Annotated in this window: 17 protein-coding genes; 7 read left to right on the forward strand and 10 right to left on the reverse strand. The window is 51.1% G+C overall.

All coding sequences use genetic code 11. From position 1 onward, the window contains the following. Window positions 1-391: 391 nt before the first annotated feature. The 4 genes from ACI77B_RS06920 to ACI77B_RS06935 all read left to right on the forward strand — a co-directional run bounded on the left by ACI77B_RS06920 (window position 392) and on the right by ACI77B_RS06935 (window position 4,485). Window positions 392-877 carry an SbcC/MukB-like Walker B domain-containing protein gene (locus tag ACI77B_RS06920; RefSeq protein WP_409337709.1) on the forward strand — a complete coding sequence of 162 codons (486 nt, stop codon included), beginning with the start codon at window positions 392-394 and terminating at the stop codon, window positions 875-877. Then, window positions 877-2,184 carry a Wadjet anti-phage system protein JetD domain-containing protein gene (locus tag ACI77B_RS06925; protein WP_409336154.1) on the forward strand — a complete coding sequence of 436 codons (1,308 nt, stop codon included), beginning with the start codon at window positions 877-879 and terminating at the stop codon, window positions 2,182-2,184. The genes ACI77B_RS06920 and ACI77B_RS06925 overlap by 1 nt, the downstream gene beginning before the upstream one ends. A gap of 379 nt (window positions 2,185-2,563) precedes the next feature. Beyond that, on the forward strand, window positions 2,564-3,838 hold the full coding sequence (locus ACI77B_RS06930; RefSeq protein WP_409336155.1) for an SLC13 family permease: 1,275 nt from the start codon (window positions 2,564-2,566) through the stop codon (window positions 3,836-3,838). 98 nt (window positions 3,839-3,936) lie between these two features. Continuing rightward, window positions 3,937-4,485 carry a hypothetical protein gene (locus ACI77B_RS06935; protein WP_409336156.1) on the forward strand — a complete coding sequence of 183 codons (549 nt, stop codon included), beginning with the start codon at window positions 3,937-3,939 and terminating at the stop codon, window positions 4,483-4,485. Window positions 4,486-4,677: 192 nt separating this feature from the next. Here the strand turns inward: ACI77B_RS06935 and ACI77B_RS06940 are convergent, their stop codons facing one another. The 8 genes from ACI77B_RS06940 to acpP all read right to left on the reverse strand — a co-directional run bounded on the left by ACI77B_RS06940 (window position 4,678) and on the right by acpP (window position 13,104). Then, window positions 4,678-5,238 (reverse strand): MarR family winged helix-turn-helix transcriptional regulator, encoded by a 561-nt coding sequence (locus ACI77B_RS06940; protein WP_409336157.1) that lies wholly within the window; start codon window positions 5,236-5,238, stop codon window positions 4,678-4,680. A gap of 316 nt (window positions 5,239-5,554) precedes the next feature. Next, complete coding sequence (gene fabF, locus ACI77B_RS06945) at window positions 5,555-6,796, reverse strand: beta-ketoacyl-ACP synthase II (protein ID WP_409336158.1); 1,242 nt, start codon at window positions 6,794-6,796, stop codon at window positions 5,555-5,557. 46 nt (window positions 6,797-6,842) lie between these two features. Then, on the reverse strand, window positions 6,843-7,871 hold the full coding sequence (locus ACI77B_RS06950) for an NAD(P)H-dependent flavin oxidoreductase (protein ID WP_409336159.1): 1,029 nt from the start codon (window positions 7,869-7,871) through the stop codon (window positions 6,843-6,845). Window positions 7,872-7,904: 33 nt separating this feature from the next. Continuing rightward, window positions 7,905-8,834, reverse strand: coding sequence for a beta-ketoacyl-ACP synthase 3 (locus ACI77B_RS06955; RefSeq protein ID WP_409336160.1), 930 nt, complete (start codon window positions 8,832-8,834; stop codon window positions 7,905-7,907). A 1-nt stretch (window position 8,835) separates the two neighbouring features. Then, a complete protein-coding gene (locus ACI77B_RS06960; protein ID WP_409336161.1) occupies window positions 8,836-10,752 on the reverse strand; it encodes an acetyl-CoA carboxylase carboxyltransferase subunit alpha in 1,917 nt (638 codons plus the stop codon). A 90-nt stretch (window positions 10,753-10,842) separates the two neighbouring features. After that, window positions 10,843-12,270 (reverse strand): acetyl-CoA carboxylase biotin carboxylase subunit, encoded by a 1,428-nt coding sequence (accC, locus tag ACI77B_RS06965; protein ID WP_409336162.1) that lies wholly within the window; start codon window positions 12,268-12,270, stop codon window positions 10,843-10,845. Further along, on the reverse strand, window positions 12,264-12,845 hold the full coding sequence (locus ACI77B_RS06970) for an acetyl-CoA carboxylase biotin carboxyl carrier protein (protein WP_409336163.1): 582 nt from the start codon (window positions 12,843-12,845) through the stop codon (window positions 12,264-12,266). Before ACI77B_RS06970 ends, accC begins: the two co-directional genes overlap by 7 nt. Before the next feature lie 28 nt (window positions 12,846-12,873). Then, a complete protein-coding gene (gene acpP / locus ACI77B_RS06975; protein WP_178263989.1) occupies window positions 12,874-13,104 on the reverse strand; it encodes an acyl carrier protein in 231 nt (76 codons plus the stop codon). A 766-nt stretch (window positions 13,105-13,870) separates the two neighbouring features. On the opposite strand from acpP, the gene ACI77B_RS06980 reads away from it, so the two are divergent. Further along, window positions 13,871-14,590: a hypothetical protein gene (locus ACI77B_RS06980; protein ID WP_409336164.1), complete on the forward strand. Its 720-nt coding sequence runs from the start codon at window positions 13,871-13,873 to the stop codon at window positions 14,588-14,590. Between the two features lie 60 nt (window positions 14,591-14,650). Here ACI77B_RS06980 and ACI77B_RS06985 read toward each other — a convergent pair whose 3' ends face one another. Further along, entirely contained in the window at window positions 14,651-16,843 is a 2,193-nt protein-coding gene (locus ACI77B_RS06985) for a YhgE/Pip family protein (protein WP_409336165.1), read from the reverse strand. Further along, complete coding sequence (locus ACI77B_RS06990; protein WP_409336166.1) at window positions 16,843-19,473, reverse strand: YhgE/Pip family protein; 2,631 nt, start codon at window positions 19,471-19,473, stop codon at window positions 16,843-16,845. The genes ACI77B_RS06985 and ACI77B_RS06990 overlap by 1 nt, the downstream gene beginning before the upstream one ends. Before the next feature lie 451 nt (window positions 19,474-19,924). Between ACI77B_RS06990 and ACI77B_RS06995 the strand changes: the two genes are divergently transcribed. Beyond that, window positions 19,925-20,506, forward strand: a complete 582-nt coding sequence (locus ACI77B_RS06995; RefSeq protein ID WP_409336167.1) for a 5-formyltetrahydrofolate cyclo-ligase — start codon at window positions 19,925-19,927, stop codon at window positions 20,504-20,506. A 193-nt stretch (window positions 20,507-20,699) separates the two neighbouring features. Continuing rightward, window positions 20,700-22,097 (forward strand): MBL fold metallo-hydrolase, encoded by a 1,398-nt coding sequence (locus ACI77B_RS07000; protein WP_409336168.1) that lies wholly within the window; start codon window positions 20,700-20,702, stop codon window positions 22,095-22,097. The last annotated feature ends 100 nt before the right edge of the window (window positions 22,098-22,197 follow it).

Here is a 22,197-nt window from a genome sequence, read left to right on the forward strand (position 1 = left end):
GTACAAGATGCCGTATGACATTAACCGCGAAGATAATGAAGAGTACGATCAGGAGCTTCACACCCTGAAAGGCATCCGTCTGCCGGATTATCAGGATAAAATCAAAGATGCCGAGCAGAAAGCCTATGAGACTTTCCGCCAGGATTTCCTGTCCAAGCTGAAATCCAACATCGAGACTGTGCAGGAGCAGATCAGTGAGCTGAACAATTCTCTGCGTCATTATGTATTCGGCACGGATCGCTACCATTTTACCTATCAGCCGAGAGCAGAATACAAGTCCTACTATAAGATGATCATGGACCCGATGCTCCTGGACATGGGCGCAGGAGAAACGCTGACCACGGCGAACTTCAATGATAAATACAAGAATGAGATCAAGAGCATGTTCGACATGCTGATTCTGAAGAATGCCGACGTAAGCGCGGACCGGCGCGCAGAGTATGAGAGAAACATCAAAAAGCTGACGGATTACCGGACCTATCTGGTGTTTGATATGATTGTGACCAATGATCAGGGTGAGCAGCAGCGCCTGTCGAAGACGCTTCTGAAAAAATCCGGCGGAGAAACGCAGATTCCTTTCTATCTGTCCCTGCTGGCATCCTTTTCCCAGGTCTGCAGAATCAACAGCCGCACCAGCAGCAATACAATCCGCGTAATTATCCTGGACGAGGCCTTCAGCAAGATGGACGGAGAGCGCATACAGGAATGCATCCGCTTCCTGCGGCAGTCGAAGCTGCAGGCGATTTTCTCCGCGCCGACGGACAAGATCCCGGACATCGCGCCGCTGGTGGATACCAACATCGCCGTATATAAAGAGGGACATGATTCTTTCACGCGCCATTTTGACCCGAAAGAAATCGAAAATGAGGAGTTTTAATGGATTATCAGAAAGTAATATTGAATATTCTTCTGGACAAATACGAATCCAGCAAGGCCTTCAGAACCGGAGAAACGACCCGCAGAATCATGGTGCATCTCTCTAAAGTGAAGCCGCTGAAGAAGGCCTATGAAGACGTCGACAGGAAGGCTCTGCTTCACGATGCCCTGCGGAAGCTGAAAGACCGCGGTCTTCTGGATTTTTCCTGGGAGAAATATGAAGAGGGCAATCTGGTGGACGAGATCTGGCTGAATCTGGAACCGTCCATGCTCCGTGAAAGCTGCCGGGCTGCGGGCCGTGTGCCCCTGACCGACTTTCTGCGCAGCCTTCTTTCTGAGATCGATGCCTTTCTGGACCGTTTCCCGGATTCGTCAGTGGCTCCGGGCAGCGCGGATCTTCTGCGTTTTCTGCAGGGACAAAAAAAATACATCCAGGAGAAAATGCGTGTGCCGCGGTATTTCTTCCCGGACGATATGCAGAAAAACCATGACCTGTTCCGCTTTCTTCAGGAGATGATGGAAAATGACGGGGAAGAAATGGAGCGTGTTGTCAGCACGCGGCTTTACGGAGACAGTAAATATTTTGAACGAGAACTGAAATCCAGGATCCTGTCTGTTCTCCGCAGTGTCGCGAAGAAAAACGGGGAGGAAGAGACGGATGATGTTGACCTGCTGCTTCAGCGGGGCATCGGCAGATGGCCGGAAGTGCTGGAATTTCGCGGGCCGGTAAAAATCCTGCTGAAAAATGAAGAGCCGGAAGTCAGCCCTTCAGGTGGAAAAGCAGAATGGATCGATTTCAGTGCCCAGAGATATGGGGCGTATGTGAATTCGGAGACGGTCCGGCAGACAGTCTCTGCGGAAGCCGGACGAATTTCCCGGATGCTGACCATCGAAAACAAGGCCAATTATGTCTGGTATATGCAGACGCATCATGATCCTCGTGAACTTGTTCTCTATCACGGAGGATGTTACAGTCCGATGAAGGGAAAATGGATCAGGATGCTTGAAGAGGCAGTCAGACAGAGCAGCCCCGACGCGGAATTCTTTCACTGGAGCGATATTGACGCCGGAGGATTCCGTATTTTTACCAGACTGCGGGATAATCTGATCCCCCATCTTCAGCCGCTGAAGATGGACCTGAAAACACTGAAGCAGTTTGAGCCCCAGGCAGCGGAAATCGAAACGGATCATTATCGCGGAATTCTTCAGCGGATGCTGGAAGACCCGGAGTATGAAATCTTTCATGAAACGATCCGGTACATGCTGGAAAAGAATATCCGGCTGGAACAGGAGGCGGAAATCGTATAGATTCCGTCTCTTTTTTTGTTTATAAATGACAATACCACTCTCAGGTAAAATTGCTTATGTGAATTTTTCCCGAAACCCCTTGAGAAAAAAGGGGAGTTGAGTATACTAACATTTTAGAAAAAGAATTTTATAAGGATAGAATTCAAATTATACAGATGAGTAAACATCGGATTCCGCGCGGATTGTTCAGAAAATACGTGGGTGACGGTTTATTCAGAAAAACCGTGTATTCTGTATACACGTGTTAAGAGCATGCGATTCACCAGGTAAAATTTTACTTAATTAAAGAAGTTTCTGAATTCGCAGGGGAAGAAACTGGATATCTGAAATGCAAGATAGCGGGCTGCTTCTGCGGACAGAAAAAGAAAGAAGGCAGAGTATGAATCAGGCAGTAATTGCAGGAATAATTTTCCTGGTTGCGATTATCTGCATCATGACAGAGAAGGTTCACCGTACGACGGCGGCCATATTGGGCATGGTGCTGCTTCTGGCATTTAAAGTCATGACACTGGACCAGGCGGTATCGTACATTGATTTCAATACACTCGGGGTTCTGATCGGTATGATGCTCTTTGTCGGCGTCATCAAGCACTCAGGACTCTTCGAGTATATATCCATCAAGGCTGCAAAGAAGGTAAACGGCGATCCATGGAGGATTATGGTCATGTTCGTTATTCTGACAGCGATCTGTTCCGCATTCCTGGATAATGTTACTACTGTACTTCTGATGGGCCCGATGACAATTACTATTGCCAGACTTCTGGAAGTAGACCCGGTGCCGACTCTGATGGCACAGATCTTTGCTTCTAATATTGGTGGTACCGCAACCATGATCGGAGACCCGCCGAACATTATGATCGGCAGCGAGGCGCATCTGTCTTTTGCGGCATTCCTGCTGAATACAGGAGTCCCGTGTGTGATCATTCTGGTGGTATTATTTGCGATGCTGAAATTCTTCTATGGAAAGGATATGCATGCAAGTGATGCGGCCATCCACAAGGTCATGCTGCTGGATGAAAAGAAGGCTATTGCGGATCCGAAGCTGATGAAGCAGAGCATCGTCATGATCGTCTTGGTGACCATCGGATTCATGTTTCACGATCAGTTCGGATATCAGACAGCCTTCGTTGCACTTGCTGCAGGCGGCATCATGATGCTGATCGGACATGTTGACATCGATGAGGTTGTAGCAAATGTAGAATGGCCGACCCTGCTGTTCTTTACCGGACTCTTTGTTCTGGTCGGCGGACTGGAGAAGACAGGAATTATCTCCGCACTGGCAAAACTGATTATGAGCGCAACCGGAGGTCATGTCATTGCCACGATGCTGGTCCTTCTCTGGGCATCCGCACTGCTGTCTTCCATCCTTGATAATATTCCTTTTGTCGCTACGCTGATCCCGTTTATTCACGCTCTTGGCGCGCACGGAATGGACACGCAGCCGCTCTGGTGGGCGATTTCACTGGGCGCATGTCTCGGCGGAAACGGAACCCTGATCGGTGCGTCCGCAAACGTTGTGCTCAGCGGCATTGCAGGAAAGCATGGCTATCCGATTAGCTTCCAGTCTTACCTGAAGAAGGGCTTCCCGGTGATGATCATGTCCATGATCGTATCTATGATCTGGCTGCTTCTGCGTTTCGGATTCACTGCATAGCAGGAAATGTGTGAAATCCTGTTCCGGCAGGCGGGAAGCGATGTATAATAATATATACAGAAGAAAAAGAAATCTGAAATATTTAGAAAGGAACGGCAATGATCATTAACAGAATCACAGAGAGTATGGCAAACACAATGCTTCGGCAGATGGGCGCAGTAGAGATCAAGAATGCGCCGGCCTATGTGAATAAAGTTAAATTCAAGCTGGACGGTGATACAAACGCGACCTATATTTACGAGATCAAGGAAAATGAAGTCATCTATCTCAACCGGGTGCGTCCTTATGCCATCTATCTTGGCGAATACAAGGATGAGCAGGAGCTGGTCAGCGCGATAAAGGAAGATCTGGAAATGCTGAAAGAGGCGCATGTTTCTCCGCATTTCCGTCAGTATGTCAATATCGTGCAGAAAATGCAGGGCCTGGGAGGACAGGTGGAAAATCTGTTCATGAATGTGGCAACTCCTGAGGGGTCGATGGATCATCTGGAGAAAATTCTGGATGTCCTGGCCGAAGAAATTGATCGTCTGCAGGAATACGGACATGAAATGGATCTGAAGACATTCGCTAAAAAGGTACAAGAAGGCGAAAAAATGGAGGATGCGTATAAAGAAGCGCAGCTTGCGGCGGAAGAAAAGGAGAAATAGTACCGCGGCAGCAGACCTCATGAAAAATAAAAATAACCGGAAGGCCGCCGGGAATCACCAGACAGAATCCCGAGCCTTCCGGTTTTTTAATGTTTACATGACAGTGCTGAAGCTGGACGGATGCTTTTCCCTGCGGTCGGAAGTTTTCCTTCATGGGAGTCTCAGATGCATCTGAAGGCGCCTTGTATTCCGTTATTCCGCCGCTGCATCCTCCTCTGCGGCACCGGCTTCGATTTCCGAGCTTTCTTCCTCCAGCTCGTCCCCGGCTTTAGCAGCGGACGGTTTATCCTCGAGCCTTGACTCGACGTGGTGGAAACCGTTCATTTCCGGCATCAGTTCGTCGGCAATAATCCGCAGCATCTTGTTCAGTTTATCAACGTCTTCCGGCGGAAAACGGTTTTCAATCCGCTCACTGACCAGATCGACGTAATTAAAGATATCGCCGTAATTTTCCTTGTATTTTTTCGTGACAATCAGCGTGTACTGCCGCTTGTCGTCCTTATTCTGCCGCTTGTAAATGTAGCCTTTCTTTACCAGGCGGTTGATCCGGTAAGCCGCATTCGGCGGGGACATCTGCGCCATCTTCGTGAACTCATTGATGGTCGGACGGTGCAGAGCAACGATGATTTCCATACAGATGACCTCTGACGGGGAGAGTGCATCCTTGCTGTCATTGTTAAATTTTGTAAACAGACGTTCATACAGCGATAGCTTGAATTTATCATATACCCTTGAAAAATTGCTCGCGAGCATAAATACACCTCTTTGTTAATGGATTGTTGTTTGATTGTCTATGGTCTTTATGTTAAATTATACTACAATTAATCTGAATTTACACAGTCCTGAGGGGCAATTACAGAAAATCCTGTTTGAAATGCAGCATGGGCCAGGGACAAAATATGCCTGCTGCGCAGACAGCAAGAAAGAAAAAATAATCCGGCATCCTGCAGCAGAACAGGTGCTGGACAGAAATACCGGTAATATTTTATGGAGATACCGTGTTTACTGCCTTCCGGGCAGATGGTGAACCATTTTCCGGATATTTTCAGATGGTTCAGCGCGAGAAGAATTATGCGCGACGGAATACGAGGGAGGCGTTGTGGCCGCCGAATCCCAGGGAATTGGACATGGCGTATTCCGTCCGGATGCTTTCGGCCTGGTTTGGAGCGCATGCGATGCTGCATTCCGGATCCGGTACTTTGTAGCCGATGGTCGGCGGAGCGATCTGGTCCTGAAGGGCAGAAACCGTAAGAATGGCTTCGACCGCACCGCTTGCGCCAAGGAGGTGACCGGTCATGGATTTGGTGGAGGACATGATCAGATCATTCGTGTGATCATCGAATACGGTTTTTACCGCACGGGTTTCTCCCTTGTCGTTTAATGGAGTTCCCGTTCCGTGGGCATTGATGTATCCGATGTCAGATGGGGAAATCCCGGCATCGCGGAGCGCCATGTCCATGCATGCCGCGGCGCCGCTTCCGTCTTCCAGCGGGGCGGTCATGTGGTGCGCGTCACAGCTTGCGCCGTAACCTTTGACCTCCCCTAAAATCGCTGCTCCGCGCTTCACGGCGTGTTCATATTCTTCCAGCATCAGGACGCCGGCGCCTTCACCCATGACGAATCCGCTGCGTTCCCTGTCAAAAGGAATGGAGGCTCTGGCAGGGTCCTGTGCCTTGCTCAGCGCTCTCATGGAATGGAATCCGGCAATGGCAAGGGGAGTGATGCAGCTTTCTGTTCCGCCGGCGGCCATGACCTCTGCGTAGCCGTCCCGGATGTAATGGAAGGCTTCTCCGATGGCATTAGTGGAGGAAGCGCAGGCTGTCACCAGGCAGGTGCAGCTGCCCTTGAATCCCAGGCGGATGGCCGTCATTCCGGCCGCCATATTGGTGATGCTCATCGGGATGAACAGAGGAGAAACCCGGTCAAATCCTTTTTTCAGCGCCTTGGAGTGCTCGCGTTCTATAATGTCCAGACCGCCGATGCCGCTGGAAATATTGACACCGCAGCGGAGCGGATCTTCCTTTTCCATATCCAGGCCGCTCTGCCGGAAAGCTTCATCAGCTGCTGAGATGGCAAACTGGGTGAAGCGGGACAGGCGGCGGGCTTCCTGACGGCTCATCAGGGCGGAAGGGTCGAAGTCCCTAACCTCGCCTGCGAATTTTATTTCAGAATCAGAAGCATCATAGTGTGTGATTTCACCGATTCCAAGTTTTCCTTTCTTTGCGTTTTCCCACATTTCGCTGCTGCTGTTTCCGATCGGGCTGAGTCCGCCCATGCCGGTAATGACAACACGTCTTTTATTGTCTGTCATATGTATTCCTCCTCAGAGCCCTGCTCTGTTTATTCTTCCTTCTTCTCTAATCGTAAGGATTCAGTTCCTGCATGATTTCCTTAACGGTCTGCATTTTATTGATCCTGCCGATGTTTGCGCCGGTGAAGAAGAGGCCTTCTTCATAATTTCCGTAATAAGCTTCAATCAGGGCGTGACTGATGCAGTATTTTGTTGTTCCCGGATTGCAGATGCGGATGCAGTTGACGCAGCGCTGCGGCGGAACGCGGCTGCCAGATTCAACTTTTTCAATGAGCGGGGTCACAATCGCTCTTCCCGGCATTCCGACAGGACTGGTGATGATTTCTACGTCATCGGATGACGCCCTCAGCAGGATATCTTTAAAGCCCTGGCTGGCATCGCCTTCTTCTGAAAGAGCAAATCTCGTTCCGAGCTGGACGCCGGCGGCGCCGAGATCGAGCATTTTCTTCACGTCGCTGCGGTTGTAAATTCCGCCTGCGGCAAATACCGGAATATCTCCGGCTTCTTTCATGACATCGCTTACATTTTCTTCCAGTGATCTGGCCGTGCCATTATGCAGTTCTTCAGCTTTGAATCCCAGATGTCCGCCTGCTTTGCTGCCTTCAACAATCATGAAGTCGGGACGCCGCTTGTGGTGGCGGAGCCAGTCCTTCATGATAATTTTTGCCGCCCGGCCGCTGGAAACGATCGGCGCAATCATGCAGCTTCCTTCTGGGACGTATTCCGGAAGGGAGAGGGGAAGCCCTGCACCGGAGACGATGGCGTCAGCTCCGGCTTCAACAGCGGCCCTTGCCATGGCTTCATAGTCCGATGCCGCCGTCATAATATTTACCGCAATGATACCGTTTCCTTCAGCGATTTCTCTGGCCTTCTGAATTTCCTTATTCAAGGCGCGTTTTCCGGCTTCCACAGGATTTTTATAGAAATCCGGCTCGCGGAAACCGATTCCTGCCGCTGCGATTACGCCCATTCCGCCTTCTTTTGCGACGTGGCCGGCCAGATTTCCCATGGAAACGCCGATTCCCATGCCGCCCTGAATGATTGGCAGCTTCATGTGGTCTGAAAGATTATTCATGATTCTTATTCCTCCGTGAGTAAGTATTGATTTCTATAATTCTGTTGCAATCGCTCCATAGGTCAGGCCGGCACCGAAGCCGACGCAGACGATTTTCATGCCCGGCTGAAGCAGTTTCTTTTCCTGCATTTCGCCGAGCGCGATAGCGATGCTTGCCGCAGACGTGTTCCCGTAGTCGGCGATATTTTTAAAGCATTTCTCCTTGTCCAGATGGAGTTTTGACGCTGCACTGTCAATGATACGTTCGTTTGCCTGATGGAAGATGAACCAGTCGATGTCTTCCGCGGACAAATCTGACTGCGCAAGAATTTTCTCTGTGGCCTCCGGCACCTTGCTGACGGCGAAATGGTAAACTTCCTGTCCGGCCATAGAAAGGGCAGGATCAAAGCGGCTGCAGTAGAGCGCATGGTCGTTGTAAATCAGACCGGAAAGGCTCTTAAAGAAGCCGTCCTCCCGGTATTCTGCAACGGCAGCGCCTGCGCCGTCTCCGAAAAGCACACAGGTGGACCGGTCTTTCATGTTGATAACCTGAGACAGGCGCTCGCTGCCGACAATCAGAACTTTTCTGCAGCTATGCGAACATAACAGGGCGTTTGCGGTGATGCAGCCATAGATAAAACCGGAGCATGCGCCATTCAGATCCATGGAAAGGATGTCCTCCCGCATGCCGAGGCGGGAGGCGGTTTCATTGGCGACAGACGGGGTCGTCCGGTCCGGAGTCGCGGTGCAGACGATCACCGCATCGATTTCTGAAGGGTCTGTCCCGGCGTTTTTCAATGCCGTTTCAGATGCTTCCACGGCCATGTCGCAGTTGCTTTTCTTAAAGGCAAAATTTCGTTTATGGATCCCGGTTTTTTTCCGGATCCATGCGTCATTGGTATCGACATACTGCCGCATTTCCTCATTGGTAACCGTGGTTTCTCCCCGGGCGGCGCCAAAACCTGTGAATTTCAGTCCGGCCATTTTATTCTCCTTTCCTGATTTCATCCGCACCGACTCGGCGGAACTTTTTATATCTCGTCTGCAGCAGATCAGAAGGACGCTTCGGAAGAAGCTCAAGGAGTGCCTCCGAAAGGGCAAGATCGACGCCCCGGTAAACGATGTCCGGCGTATTCTGCGCACCGCCGTAAGGCTCACTGACAATCCGGTCACAAACCTTCAGATTCTTCAGGTCTCCTGCCGTAATTTTCATTTCCTCTGCCGCTTCTTTCCATCTGGATGCGTCTTTCCAGAGAATACTGGCGAATCCCTCCGGAGACAGTATGGAAAAAACACTGTTTTCCAGCATGATAATCCGGTCAGAGGAGGCCAGAGCCAGGGCTCCTCCGGATCCGCCTTCTCCGATAAATACAGAGATGGTCGGAACCTGAAGGCGGCTCATGGTCATGATGCAGGAGGCGATTGCCGGTCCCTGACCGTGTTCTTCGGCCTCTTTTCCCGGGTAAGCGCCCGGCGTATCCACAAAAGTAATGACCGGGCGGTGGAATTTTTCCGCCTCTTTCATCAGGCGTTCTGCCTTGTGATATCCTTCTGGATTCGGCATTCCAAAGCGGTATTTCAGATTCTCTTCCAGGCTTCTTCCTTTCTGCTGGCCGATGACGGTGACAGGAAGCCCGTGAAAGGATGCGATACCGCCGATCATGCTGGCGTCCTCACCAAGACAGCGGTCGCCTCTCAGCTCCATGAAATCCTGAAAGAGCGCATGAATATAGTCTTTTGCCGTCGGCCGGTCAGACCGCCTTGCGATGCTGAGCCGGTCTGCAGCGGAAAGGGAAGTGCTGGCGTGCAGTGCGGATTTCTCCCTTCCTGTGGATCCTGCAGAAACCGCAGCATCTGCAGTTCCCGCAGACCCAGCAGATTCTGCAGATCCGGCTTCTCCTGAAAAGTCTGCTGTTTCTGCAGCATTCGCCGTTTTTTTCTGCGCATGCTTCCCTTTACCGGACGTATTCTGTATACCGACAGCTTCATCAAAACGTTCTTCAGAAAAAGAATATTGTTCAGGGATGAAGTTTTTCCTCTTGCTGCTGTCGTGCAGGCGGAGTATCTGAATCAGGCTTTCCCGCATGTCCTTCCTCTGGACCACGGCATCTACAAAACCGTGTTCTTCCTGAAATTCTGCCCGCTGGAAGCCCGGCGGCAGTTTCCTTCCTATAGTGTCTTCAATCACCCTCGGCCCCGCGAAACCGATCAGGGCGTCCGGCTCTGCGAGCTGAATGTCCGCAAGCGCGGAAAAGCTCGCCCAGACACCTCCGGTGGTCGGATGGGTGAGAATGGAAATATAAAGAAGTTCGGCTTCTTTGTGTTTGGCCACCGCAGCGCTGGTTTTGGTCATCTGCAGAAGGGAGAGCATGCCTTCCTGCATGCGCGCGCCTCCCGAGCAGCAGAAGAGAATCAGCGGAAGCTTGTGTTTTGTTGCATATTCGCAGGCCCGGGTGATCTTTTCACCGACAGCCATGCCCATGCTGCCCATCATGAAATAACTGTCCATGACGCCCAGCATGACCTTGAAGCCGCCGATTCTGCAGGTGCCGGTCAGAACCGCGTCCCGGAGATGCGTCTTTTCCCGCATTTCCTTCAGCTTTTCATCATATCCAGGGAAGCCAAGCGGATTCGATCCCTGGAGACTTCGATTTAACTCCCGGAACGTGCCTGCGTCCGACGTAAATGCGATCCTTGCCGGTGCGGACAGTTTGGCGTATCTTCCGCAGTGCGGGCAGACATACAGGTTGTTTTTCAGCTCCGCGCGGGTGAACTCTTTCCCGCATTTTCTGCAGGGAAGGAGCTCAAAATCATGTTCGATCTCAGCTTCCGGTTTTCCAGAACGGACCAGTTTCTGGATGGTCCGGATAATCGCTTTTCTTTGTGTAAATGCGTTTTCCATAATCCCTTCTGCTTTCTGTTTCAGATGTTCCATGGACAAAAATCAATCGGCCAGGAGTGAAATGTGCGGTGGTCTGTCATGCGGTTCCGGCTAGTCTGGCAGGTTTTCTTCTTGCGCAGTTTCTTTTTGTCCCTCGATATCGGCGATCGTACCTGCTGTCCGGAGTGTGCGGATCATCGCAGGCAGTTCTTCTTCTGCGAATCCGGTGGTGTAACTTCCCCGCAGGAATTTCCGGTTGTAGAGGATCAGCTGCTGGATGTCCAGGGTGGTCGGAATGCCGCGGATGATGGTCTCTGCCAGGGTCCGGCGCATTCTTCGGACGGCCTGCACGCGGGTGTCGGCGTGGACGATGATCTTGGCGGCGAGAGAGTCGTACCATGGGGAAATCGTGCTACCGCTGAAGAGGGCGCTTTCCACGCGGACGCCGCAGCCTCCCGGGAAGTGAACAAAATCAATGGTTCCCGGAGCCGGTGAAAAACCGTTCGCCGCATCTTCTGCGCAGATTCTGCACTCGATGGCGTGGCCTTTAAAGTGGATATCTTCCTGGCTTATGTTCAGCGGGGCGCCGGATGCGATGCGGAGCTGCTGCAGGACGATGTTGACGCCGGTGATCATCTCAGTGACCGGGTGTTCGACCTGGATTCTGGTATTCATTTCGATGAAGTAAAACTGTTCCTGGTCGTCCATGACGAACTCGACGGTGCCTGCGCTCTCATAACCGCATGCTTTCGCCGCAGTGACTGCCGCGTGACAGAGTTTTCTGCGGGTCTTGCTGCTCAGGCCGAAGCATGGCGCTTCTTCCAGCATTTTCTGGTTTCTTCTCTGGATGGAGCAGTTGCGCTCGCCCAGGTGAATCACGTTTCCGTACTGGTCGGCAAGGACCTGCACTTCCACGTGGCGGGGATTGACGATCAGTTTTTCAACGTAAACCGTTCCGTTTCCGAAAGCGGCCTCGGCTTCCATACTGGCCGCGCGGTATGCTTCTGGAAATTCCTCTGCATTGTCTGCACGCCGCATGCCGCGTCCGCCGCCTCCGGCAGATGCCTTGATCAGGACCGGAAAACCGATTTCTTCTGCGATTTTCCCGGCTTCCTCAATGGAAGAAACCGGGCCGTCAGAGCCCGGAACGACGGGGACTCCGGCTTTCTTCATCATTTCCTTTGCTTTGGCCTTGTCGCCCATTTCAGAAATGACCTTAGAAGACGGGCCGATGAACTTCAGACCGTTTTCCTCACACTGTTTCACAAAATCCGGGTTTTCAGACAGAAATCCGAATCCCGGGTGTACGGCGTCGCAGCCGGTGAGTTTTGCGGCGGTGATGATCCGCGCCTGATTCAGATAGCTTTCTGAAGGGGAGGCGGGTCCGATGCAGACGGCCTGATCGGCCATCATGACGGGAAGGGAGTCCTTATCGGCCTCTGAATAAATGATCACCGTCTTTATTCCGTTGTCCATGCATTCGCGGATGACTCGCAGTGCGATCTCCCCGCGGTTTGCAATCAGTACTTTCTTCAGCATTTTTCGACCTCGAATAATACCTGGTGGAATTCGGCCATCTCGCCGTTTTGGATGCAGACTTTCTTTACCGTCAGGTCATATGGCGCTTTCAGTTCGTTCATGGATTTCATCGCTTCGATGATGCACATGACTTCGCCTTCTTTTACGTGCTGTCCTTCGGTTACAAAAGGGTCTGCGTCCGGGGCTGACGCGCTGTAGAATACGCCGACCAGAGGGCAGAGAATTGTTTCTGCCTGATTCTGCGGAATTTCCGCTTTCACGCTGCTGTCGGCAGATTCTGCATCTGCAGTCTGACCGGGAGCCGCGTCAGCCGCTGAATTTCCGCCGCCGGCCTGCCGGCCTGTTTCTGTGTCTTCAGAAGAGGATGCTGCAGCTGATCCGGCAGTATCTGCAGGCTTCACCAGCGGGCTGGAAGAAAGGGCAGGGTTTCGGTTTTCCGGATTCCGGCTGCTGCTTTCCTGCGTCAGACCAGCCGGGGCACTTTCACGTTTCACTGAAAGTTTAATTCCCGGCATCTCCACATCCATGGAGATGAGGTCCGAATGGTTGAAATCCCGGAGGATTTCGCTAAACATTTCCATACTTTCCATTGTGCGCCTCGAATTACTTCTTCAGCTTGTCTACGAGTTTTACAATGTCGCTGACTTTTTTCAGGTCCGGGAGTTCGTCATCCGGAATCTTGATGTCAAATTCTTCTTCCAGGGCCATGGAAAGTTCAACCGCGTCCAGGGAATCGATGCCCAGATCCTCATCCAGTCTGGATTCCAGATCAATCTTATCTGCTTCAACGCTCAGAGTGTCAACCATTACTTCTTTGATTTTATCGAATGTCATTTTTAATCTCCTTTTTTTCTGACTGCCTGACTGTCAGCGCAGCAGGATTGCCGTGATTCAGACGCTTCCGAGACGGATCTCTTCAGGGTCTTCTGGGCAGGAAGCCGGGGATTGGTTCCCGCGTTTCCCTCCTGTGCCGGAAAGCCGGCTTCTTCTCAAGCTGCGCTTATGCAGGGGGTGCCTGCCCGGGTATCCGGCTGATGATCCGATGGGAAGCGGCGGAAGAATTGCTTCCCTGTGTGTGGTATCCGGCCCTCACCCCTGCGCCACGCATGCTTAAAAAATCTTATTTAAAAATTATTATTTAAAATAATTTAAATAACGAGCTGAGTATAGCACCGGGAGTGGGAATTTGTCAAATGAATTTTTATCTGGGCGTGAGATTGTAGAGTTTTCCGCCTCTGTCAGAGGGATTCGGAGAACTTGAAGGGTGGTTTGTAATGATTACAGGAAGCACAGATGGGAAGGGTAACTATTCTCCTGTTAGGTTTTGATGAAAATGCGAGAGTCCGATCTGGATCAACGGTTTTTAGACGATTTGTGATGAATGTGTGAAGAAAATTGGAGCGGTTCGTCGAATTCCGTTTTTTGAGCAAAGCGCAGAACCGAATATCTATGCGTGAATGGATATCCGGAGAAATCTGCAACATTCTCAAGGCGGGAATGTAATAAATATGTATGTTTTGTGGTATGATTATATCTGGGCCTGACCGCCCGGTCCGGCAGGATAATTCTGCCGAATATTTTTTCAGGAGGAAATGTTATCATGGATAATGATTTTGATTCCGCGCAGAAAGGAATGGCTGCGTATATAAAGCAGATGGATATGACACGGAGAAACACCGATGAAGAAGCGCAGGAATTTGCCGTTGATGAAGAACCTGCACAGAAAAACAACGGTCAGCCGGAGGGCGATTCATACCGCCAGGCTGTGAATTCCCTGCAGGACTGGCAGAGCCAGCTTTCCGGCATCCAGGCCGGCGACCTTGATGAGTCGGATTTTGACCGGGAAGGCGAGAAGATCCAGCAGGAAGTCCGCAGCCGTGCGAAACAGCGGGCAGCCGCGATGAGCGAGGAGGAAAAGCGGGAATTTCTGGACAGTCTGACCGATGCCGAGCAGGACATGCTGGCCGCTTCGCCCCATGCCGTCATTTCCGGCTGGCAGAACGATGAGCTTTACCATCTGCGCCTGTCCGAGCGTTACTACACACTCTATCAGCAGGAAAAGCAGGAGAGTGACCGCAGCCGCTGGCTTCTGATGATGTCCGCCTGCTATCTCCAGCTGGCGGGCCAGTACGCCAGCGATTACGACCGTTTCCAGCGTGCCTTTGAGGTGAACACCAGGCTCGGGCCCTTCTGGTCCTCGCAGATTGCCGATCTTGACGATGAGGCAGATATTTTCCCGATGATCCAGGAAACCAACGAGATCGTCAGCACCTACGCAGAGCTGATGGACGGTCCAGATAGGACAAAATCCACCCGGTAACGCCGACATCAAGAAAGCCCCGCCTGCCGCAGAATTTGCGGCCGCGCGGGGTTTTGGCCGTTACATCAGTTTGGTGTCTTCCAGTTTACGTTCAAAGTATGCATTCATCCGGATAACCGGTTTTCTCAGGACCAGTCCCAGAAGCAGCATCGGAATCAGCCAGCAGCAGAGCTTCAGAAGCGACAGCCAGTATGTATTTCCGTACATTCCGGCGATGCACTCTCTCATGGCGGTCATGCTGTGGACGAATGGCAGGAAGGGGTAAATCATGCGGAAGGCCTTTGGTGCCATCTCTATCGGGAAGGTTCCTCCGGAGCCGGCAATCTGAAGTACCATCAGAACAACGCAGATGGCTTTTCCCACATCTCCAAAAGACAGGGTGAAGGTGTACATGATGTTTACGTACACGAAGCTGGTTACCCAGCCGGCCAGCAGGAGCAGAAAGGGATGCAGACACTGAATCTGCAGATAGAGGACATCTCCCAGTGTGATCAGCGTTGCCTGAATCAGTCCGATGATGGTAAACAGAATCAGCCGTCCAAAATAGAATTCATGGGGCTGGAGATTCTTGATCAGCCGTCTTCTGCTCTTTGAAAGCTCGGTTTTCATCAGTGCGATGAGCATGACGGCGCCGACCCACATGGCCAGGGTGGAATAGAAGGGCGCCATTGCGGAGCCGTAATTTTCCACCTTGTAAACGGCGACTTTCTGCACTTCCACAGGAGCGGAAAGGAAAGAGCCGATATCAGATGACGAATTTCCCATGATTTTCGTCAGTTCCTGAAGGGAGCCGGTGGCGATGACGCGGCGGATGCCTTTAATGACTTTTCCGAGCTGCGCGTCGGCGTTCTGAAGCTGAGCAGCAGATTTTTTCAGCTGGCTGTTCAGATGTTTCAGGCTTCCGGATGTTCCGGCGCTGACGGAGAGCGCATTGGAAGACACAGAAGAGAGAAGATCTTCTGTCTTATCCAGGGAATCTGCTGTTTTCAGAAGGGATGAATAGGCCTTCTGAAGATCCGTTTTCCAGCTGCTGTCGTATTTCTTATCCAGGCCTGAGACGGCAGAGTGGATCCTGTTCAGGTCATTTTTTACCTTGCTGCGATAGGAAGAAAGGTCTTTCTGTCCACCTGAAATGGCCGTCCGGGTGTTGGAAAGGTCAGTCTTAAGCTGCTCCATCAGGGAAATGATGCTGTCCATGCGGCCCAGAATTTTCGCGTTGGCACGGTGGGCGGCGGTCATGGAGGCAGGGACTGCGTCATCCAGGGTCTGCAGGTTGCTTCTCACGGTCTGGTATTTCGTCAGAAGTGTGCTGACGTCACTCTGAATATCCGCAATGGAAGAATCTGCCGATTCTGCGCTGCTATTCAGGTCGGAAAGGGCAGAATCAGTCCGTTTATCCAGCTGCGAATAGACCTGATCCAGTTGTTTTGTGAGCTGATCCATTCCGGAGAGCGTTCCTTTCAGTGAAGCGGAAGTCAGATCTGTTTTCTTCTTGATTTTTTTAATTTTGTCTCCTGTATTTCCTGTGTGAACGCCGGAGTTTTTCAGAATCGAAGAGGTCGTGTTCAGGATGGAGGACAGGGATCCGGTCATGTTTGAAAGTGAGCGGATCATAGTCTGCGTCGAATGCAGGGAGGAGCGGGCGTCTTTCAGATTGCTCTCGAAATTGGTCAGAAGCTGTGTGCCGCTTGTGGTCCCGGTGAGTTTCGACAGGCTGTCCATCAGGTCCAGTTCTACCTGAACGATGGTTGACATAAAGTTCTCACTAATACTCTGTTTGATTGTGCTGGCGGTTTTATCGGTTACTTTTGGCGCGATGGCGTTTTCTTTCTGGTTGACATAATAGTGAATGCGTGTAGCGTGGGCATTGCTGCTGAACATGCTCATCATGTCGTCACTGAAGCTTTCTGGAATCACAATTGCCGCATAGTAATCCCCGCTTTTTACGCCGTTCATGGCTTCCCTGTCTGTGGTGAAGACCCAGTGCATTTTCGTGTTTTTCCGGAGTTCATTGGTTACAGATTCACCGACATTGATCTTGAGAGGGATCAGCTCGCCGGTGTAGCCTTTGTCGGAATTGACGACGGCGATCTTAATCTGGTCGGTGCTGCCGTAGGGATCCCAGCTTGCGGCGATGTTAAACCAGGCATAGAGGCAGGGAACAACGGAAAGACCCATGATGACGATCAGGGCGATGACATTGTTCTTCAGACGGCTGATGTCGCCCATGAAAATTTTTATGATGTTTTTCATTAGTCATCATCTCCTTTCCGGCGTTTTCTTCTTTTCGCGGCGGCGGTCCGGATGCGCTGCAGGAGTTCTTCCTGAGGAACATCACGGATGCCGAGGCGGTTGATCAGGTTGTCGTGGATATATTCCAGCACGATCAGATAAAGCGCGATGACCACCAGGGAAATTACCCAGAGGGACAGGAAGAGAAGTTTATGGTTGATGGCAAAGGCCAGGATCAGGAAGAACAGCGGGATGATGAGGATGGCGCGAAAGCCTCTTCTCACCCGGCGCGGGTATTTCTGCTCGAAGCGGATGCCCCGGTCCAATACGGCCTGGCGTCCTTCCTGTTCTTCGGTCAGGATCTGCAGCATCTGGCTTAAACTTGCCTGGCTTCTGACCGAACTTTCCTTTTCACAGCTCATAAATCCGGTTCTGGCAAGACGGTCGTCGAACAGGTTGTTCAGATTCAGAATGGCCCGGTGAACAACGAGACCGAAAAACAGAGCCATCCCCGCAAAAATCATCAGGATGCCCAGATTCTTCCAGTATGTGTGGTCGTAATATCCGGCGATGGTTTCCCGCAGGGCATTGATACTGTAGGAAAACGGCAGCAGAGGATGAAGGCGCTGGAAAAACAGCGGCGTCATCTCAATCGGATAGGTTCCCGAGGAGGCCGGAATCTGCAGGATGACCAGAAGCACACAGAGTGCTCTTCCTATGTGATTGAAGGTCAGACAGAGCGAATACTCGACGGAAACGAAGACGAATGAGCTGATCAGTGAGGCAATGACGAACCAGACCGGATGCAGGCACTGCACTTTAAGAAGATACAGGTCTCCAATTGCGATAATGGCTGCCTGTATGAGCCCCAGGAAGATAAAGAGAAGCCATCTTCCGAAATAGGCCTGAGCAGCCGTAAGTTCCGGGATTTCATCGTCCGCGTCGGCACGCAGTTTGATAATGGCTGCCAGGATAATTCCACTGACCCAGATCGCCAGATCGGTGTAGAAAGGCGTCATTGCAGAACCGTAATTTTTCACTGGGTAGAGAACATGGCTCTGCATCTTGATCGGGTCAGCCAGGAAGGACGAAAGCTCCTTCTTGTTCGTGTTTGTCAAAGACAAAAGCTTTTTATATGCCGCGGAAGAGACCAGCGTGTTCAGATCCGTCCGGATCTGGTCCAGGTCTTTCTTTGCGGCCGTCAGTGTGCTTTTTGAAGCGGACAGCGCGCTGCTGGTGTCGCTTAAGCCCTGGCTGACGGCCTTCAGCGTGCTTCTGACCTGCCTGTTGTCAGACGGCAGATCTTCGAAAATATTTTTTGCGCTGTCACAGGCGGAAATCGCAGAGTTGAAGCTTTCATTCACCGTTTCCGTGCTCCCGTTGTACAGGCTGTTTCTCATCTTCTGAAGGTTTTTGTTTCCGTTTGATGCAAGACTGCTGATCGTGGAATTCAGATTCTCTGCCTGTCTGTTGGCCCTGCTGACTGCAGAATTAGCAGAGTTCAGCGCGGAAAGGATTTTTCTGCATTTTGCGTTCTGCTCATTCAGAAGGGTAATCTGCCGGGTGATATCAGAAGAGAGCTTCGTATCGGTTTTCAGCAGTTCATGCAGGCTTTCCATCTGGTCGATCATTTCCTGATTAGAATTAATAATGGCCTTCATCTGCGCAATTTGAGAATCGACTTCTGCGCTGGCCCGGCTGATGGAAGAGGTCAGCTTTCCGGAGAATGTCATCGTATCATTCTGCAGGCTGTTGATGGCTGCAGCAGCGGTATCCGCAGAGCTGCTGAGTGTTCCTGCATAGCTTAAACTGCTTTTTCTGGCAGCTTTCAGAAGCTTTTCTGTATGATTGACCGTGGTCAGGGCATCAGACGATGTACTGTCCAGCTGATCCAGCAGTTTATAGGTCGAGGAGATGGTTTTCTGTGCATCTGCGCAGTTACTCTGGAAACTGCTGATGGTTTTCTGGGAATCAGAAAGATTGTCCGATGCAGAAGAAAGACTGGACAGGACGTTGTTTTTTGCATTGGTCAGCCTGCCGCGGGAGTCCACGACGTAAGTTCCCAGCGCCTGCGTAATGGTGTCCGAGACGACGGATACGAAGGTCTGGTTGATTTTCAGCTGGATGGTGGATGCACCGGTGTCCGTAACCTTCGGCGCTACTGCGTTTTTCTTTTCATTGCTGTAGTAGATAATCTGCGGCCGGTGAATTTTTCCGTTCAGAATGCTGAGAATCGAGGAGGAAAAATTACTCGGGATGACGATTGCCGCATAGTATTTTCCGCTCCGGACGCCCCGCATGGCCTGCCGGCTGCCGACGAACTGCCAGCCCAGCTGGACATTTTTCTTCAGATTGCTGACTACCATACTGCCGAGCGCAAGGTTCGTCTGCTGATTCTTTGCAGACGGGGAGAGGGCAGATGCATTTAGTGTTCCCCCCTGATCCAGATTCACAACCGCGATTTTGATGTTTCTGGTGTGGCTGTAGGGGTCAAGATTGGCCGCAATGTTGAACCAGGCATAGAGTGCCGGGATCAGGCACACGCCGATAATGACGACGAGAGCGATGAGATTGGATCCGAGCCGTTTCAGGTCCCGGAAGAAGATTTTCCAGATCATGGACAAAATATACTCCTCCCCTGATATTTTCAAGGCCGCACCTGCTCTGGATGCAGAGGGCGCTCCGAAGCACAGTGCCGGCCAGAATATTCACGTTGTTCTTTTGCTGTTTGTTTTTGTCCGGGAAAAGAATGGCGAAAGAAAATCTGCTTTGAATCGTTCAGTCCTGTAAATATCAAATTATTATAACCTATGTTCTGGATGTATATCAAGATATTACAACTGAACTGTGTTTATACAATCGGAGAGGATTGTATGAAGGCGGGTCTGACCAGAAGCAGCCGGAGTCCTGATATTAAGTAATTTCTCCGGACAAAAAATACACCTGCAAGGGAAATCGCTGTCTGTAAAATAAAAAGAACATGATGACAGCATCCCGCCCTGGAATTATCTGCTATACTTTGGGTATAAAGACAGAAAGAGATTCCGGGACGGGATTTCTTTCTGAAAATCGTTTTAAGGGAAGACGCGTCGGGAGAAGAAAATGGGAGCACAGGAGATCAAGGCAGAGAAAAAACGGATCCGGGCACTGGTGAAGGAGGCCGTTAAAGCGCTGGACAGGGAATACAGCAGACAGGCGGATGAAAAAATCCGCGAAGCGATTCTTTCCCTTCCGGAATACCAGAAGGCAGATACAGTCTTCTGCTTCGTCAGCATGGATACGGAAGTAGATACGCATCAGCTGATTCAGAAGATGCTGAAGGACGGGAAGCGGGTCGCTGTCCCGCGCTGCCATGGCCTCGGGAAGATGGACGCCTATGAAATCAACAGCCTTGAAGAGGATCTTAAGCCGGGAACCTGGGGGATTCTGGAGCCGAAAGAATCCTGCGCCATGATTTCTCCAGAAGAATTCCAGCTGGCGATTGTACCCTGCTGCAGCTGCAGTCACGACGGCAGGCGGCTCGGCTACGGCGGGGGATTCTACGACCGCTATCTGAATAAAACAGAAGCCCTCCGCGCAATCGTCTGCCGGGAGGAAATCATGAGAGAAGACATCCCGACGGAAGAGCACGATCTTCCGATGGATCTGGTGATTTCTGAAGAGGGCATCTGGAGGCTGCGCTGACACCCTCGCTTCTTGAAGAAATCTTTACATGAATTTTAAAGGAAAATACACACAATTCTAGCTTTTGTGGATATAATGAAGGGGGAAAGGGAATTCATTCTTTTCCAGAAAGTTAAGAAAAAACACCTGTCAGGAGGTGATTCCTATTTCACGTAAAGTTTTGAGTGAGAAGGTAACGGTACGCTGCGCAGGCATGGCATCCAGTGATGTCACCGGATCCTGCTATCTGGTCGAATGTCCGTCCGGAGAGAAGATCCTGCTGGACTGCGGAATTTATCAGTCGGGAAATATCGTTGAAGCGTACAAGATCAACCGCCGGAAATTTCCCTTCAGGCCGAAGGATATTACAGCGGTGATCGTATCCCACCTGAACGCGGATCATTTCTGTCTGCTGCCTAAGTTTGCGGCAGAAGGCGGTGACTGTCCGTATTACATTTCTGAAGAAAGCGTCGAATTCGTCCGACCGATTCTGGAGAACTCGGCGAGAATTATGGAACGTGATGCAAGGATCCTTTCAAAAAAGAATTCTGCGGCGCAGAAACCGGTCTATAACATGGAAGATGTCAGTCTGGCGCTTCCGCATTTCCGGGGATGCGAAGAAATGACCATGCACAGGATCACGGATCACGTCAGTTTCCGTCTTGTACCTGCGGGACACATTTTCGGGTCCTGCCAGATTGAACTCTATATCACCCTTCCATCAGGGACGATGAAAAAGATCTGCTATACCGGCGATCTGGGCAACTCCCTGTTCGAGCAGCCTTTTGTCGAAGATTATCAGCCGGTCGTGAAATGCTCCATGCTGATCGGAGAAACCACCTACAACGATCCGAAGCGTTCGGCCAAAAAGTGCCAGCGGCGCAAGGATCTGGAACTGATGGAGAAAACCATCCGGGAAGTATGTATTGAAAATAACGGAATAGTCTTAATTCCGACCTTTGCCATGCAGAGAACGGAAACCATGCTGTATATGCTCTGGAAAATCTTCCATGAAGATAAGACCTTTAAGATACCTATCGTAATAGATTCTCCGCTGGCCGTTAAATTACTCGGCTGCTACAGCAGAAGTCTGCGGGGAAAAGAAAAAGAAAAGTTCGATGAAATGATGAGCTGGGAAAATATACGCATCATTGAAGACCGTGATGAAAGTCTTGCCTGCATCGCCGATCCGTCGCCAAAAGTCGTCTGCTCTGCATCCAGCATGCTGAGTCAGGGCCGCTCCGTTCAGTATCTGAAGGAAATCCTGCCGCGAAAGAACTGCTGTATTCTGACCTGCGGCTATATGGTAGAAGACAGCCTGGGTTGGAAAATCAAGCACCGCTCGGAACAGCGGACACTCACCATTGACCATAAGCCCTGCCGCTGCCGCTGCAGCGTCAAGAGTCTGGACAGCTTCAGCAGCCATGCTCAGTATCCGCAGCTGATGGATACCTATGTCGATGCCGCTGAGCGCGGCTGCAGCCTGATCTGGCTCGTTCACGGCGACAAAGGAAAACTGGACATGAAAGCTGCCCTGGAAAAGAGAATTTCCAAGATCTGCAAGACGACCAGGATTGCAGCAACAAACAGGGATACGGTTGCCCATGTGTAACCGTATCCCTGAATGCGTTTTTGATCATTTCTATGCCGGGAGACGGGGCTGCTTGCCTGTGTGCGTGCGCATTCATGTTTCGTACAGCAGTCCCGTCTGC

The sequence above is a fragment of the Eubacterium sp. F2 genome, from assembly GCF_046244355.1.
In the GTDB taxonomy this organism is placed as follows: domain Bacteria; phylum Bacillota; class Clostridia; order Peptostreptococcales; family Anaerovoracaceae; genus Aminicella.

Coding starts and splice junctions, on each gene's coding strand:
- ACI77B_RS06920 (WP_409337709.1), top strand. CDS start 392: ATGCTGATTCTGAAGAATGCCGACGTAAGCGCGGACCGGCGCGCAGAG.
- ACI77B_RS06925 (WP_409336154.1), top strand. CDS start 877: ATGGATTATCAGAAAGTAATATTGAATATTCTTCTGGACAAATACGAA.
- ACI77B_RS06930 (WP_409336155.1), top strand. CDS start 2,564: ATGAATCAGGCAGTAATTGCAGGAATAATTTTCCTGGTTGCGATTATC.
- ACI77B_RS06935 (WP_409336156.1), top strand. CDS start 3,937: ATGATCATTAACAGAATCACAGAGAGTATGGCAAACACAATGCTTCGG.
- ACI77B_RS06940 (WP_409336157.1), bottom strand. CDS start 5,238: ATGCTCGCGAGCAATTTTTCAAGGGTATATGATAAATTCAAGCTATCG.
- fabF (WP_409336158.1), bottom strand. CDS start 6,796: ATGACAGACAATAAAAGACGTGTTGTCATTACCGGCATGGGCGGACTC.
- ACI77B_RS06950 (WP_409336159.1), bottom strand. CDS start 7,871: ATGAATAATCTTTCAGACCACATGAAGCTGCCAATCATTCAGGGCGGC.
- ACI77B_RS06955 (WP_409336160.1), bottom strand. CDS start 8,834: ATGGCCGGACTGAAATTCACAGGTTTTGGCGCCGCCCGGGGAGAAACC.
- ACI77B_RS06960 (WP_409336161.1), bottom strand. CDS start 10,752: ATGGAAAACGCATTTACACAAAGAAAAGCGATTATCCGGACCATCCAG.
- accC (WP_409336162.1), bottom strand. CDS start 12,270: ATGCTGAAGAAAGTACTGATTGCAAACCGCGGGGAGATCGCACTGCGA.
- ACI77B_RS06970 (WP_409336163.1), bottom strand. CDS start 12,845: ATGTTTAGCGAAATCCTCCGGGATTTCAACCATTCGGACCTCATCTCC.
- acpP (WP_178263989.1), bottom strand. CDS start 13,104: ATGACATTCGATAAAATCAAAGAAGTAATGGTTGACACTCTGAGCGTT.
- ACI77B_RS06980 (WP_409336164.1), top strand. CDS start 13,871: ATGGATAATGATTTTGATTCCGCGCAGAAAGGAATGGCTGCGTATATA.
- ACI77B_RS06985 (WP_409336165.1), bottom strand. CDS start 16,843: ATGAAAAACATCATAAAAATTTTCATGGGCGACATCAGCCGTCTGAAG.
- ACI77B_RS06995 (WP_409336167.1), top strand. CDS start 19,925: ATGGGAGCACAGGAGATCAAGGCAGAGAAAAAACGGATCCGGGCACTG.
- ACI77B_RS07000 (WP_409336168.1), top strand. CDS start 20,700: ATGGCATCCAGTGATGTCACCGGATCCTGCTATCTGGTCGAATGTCCG.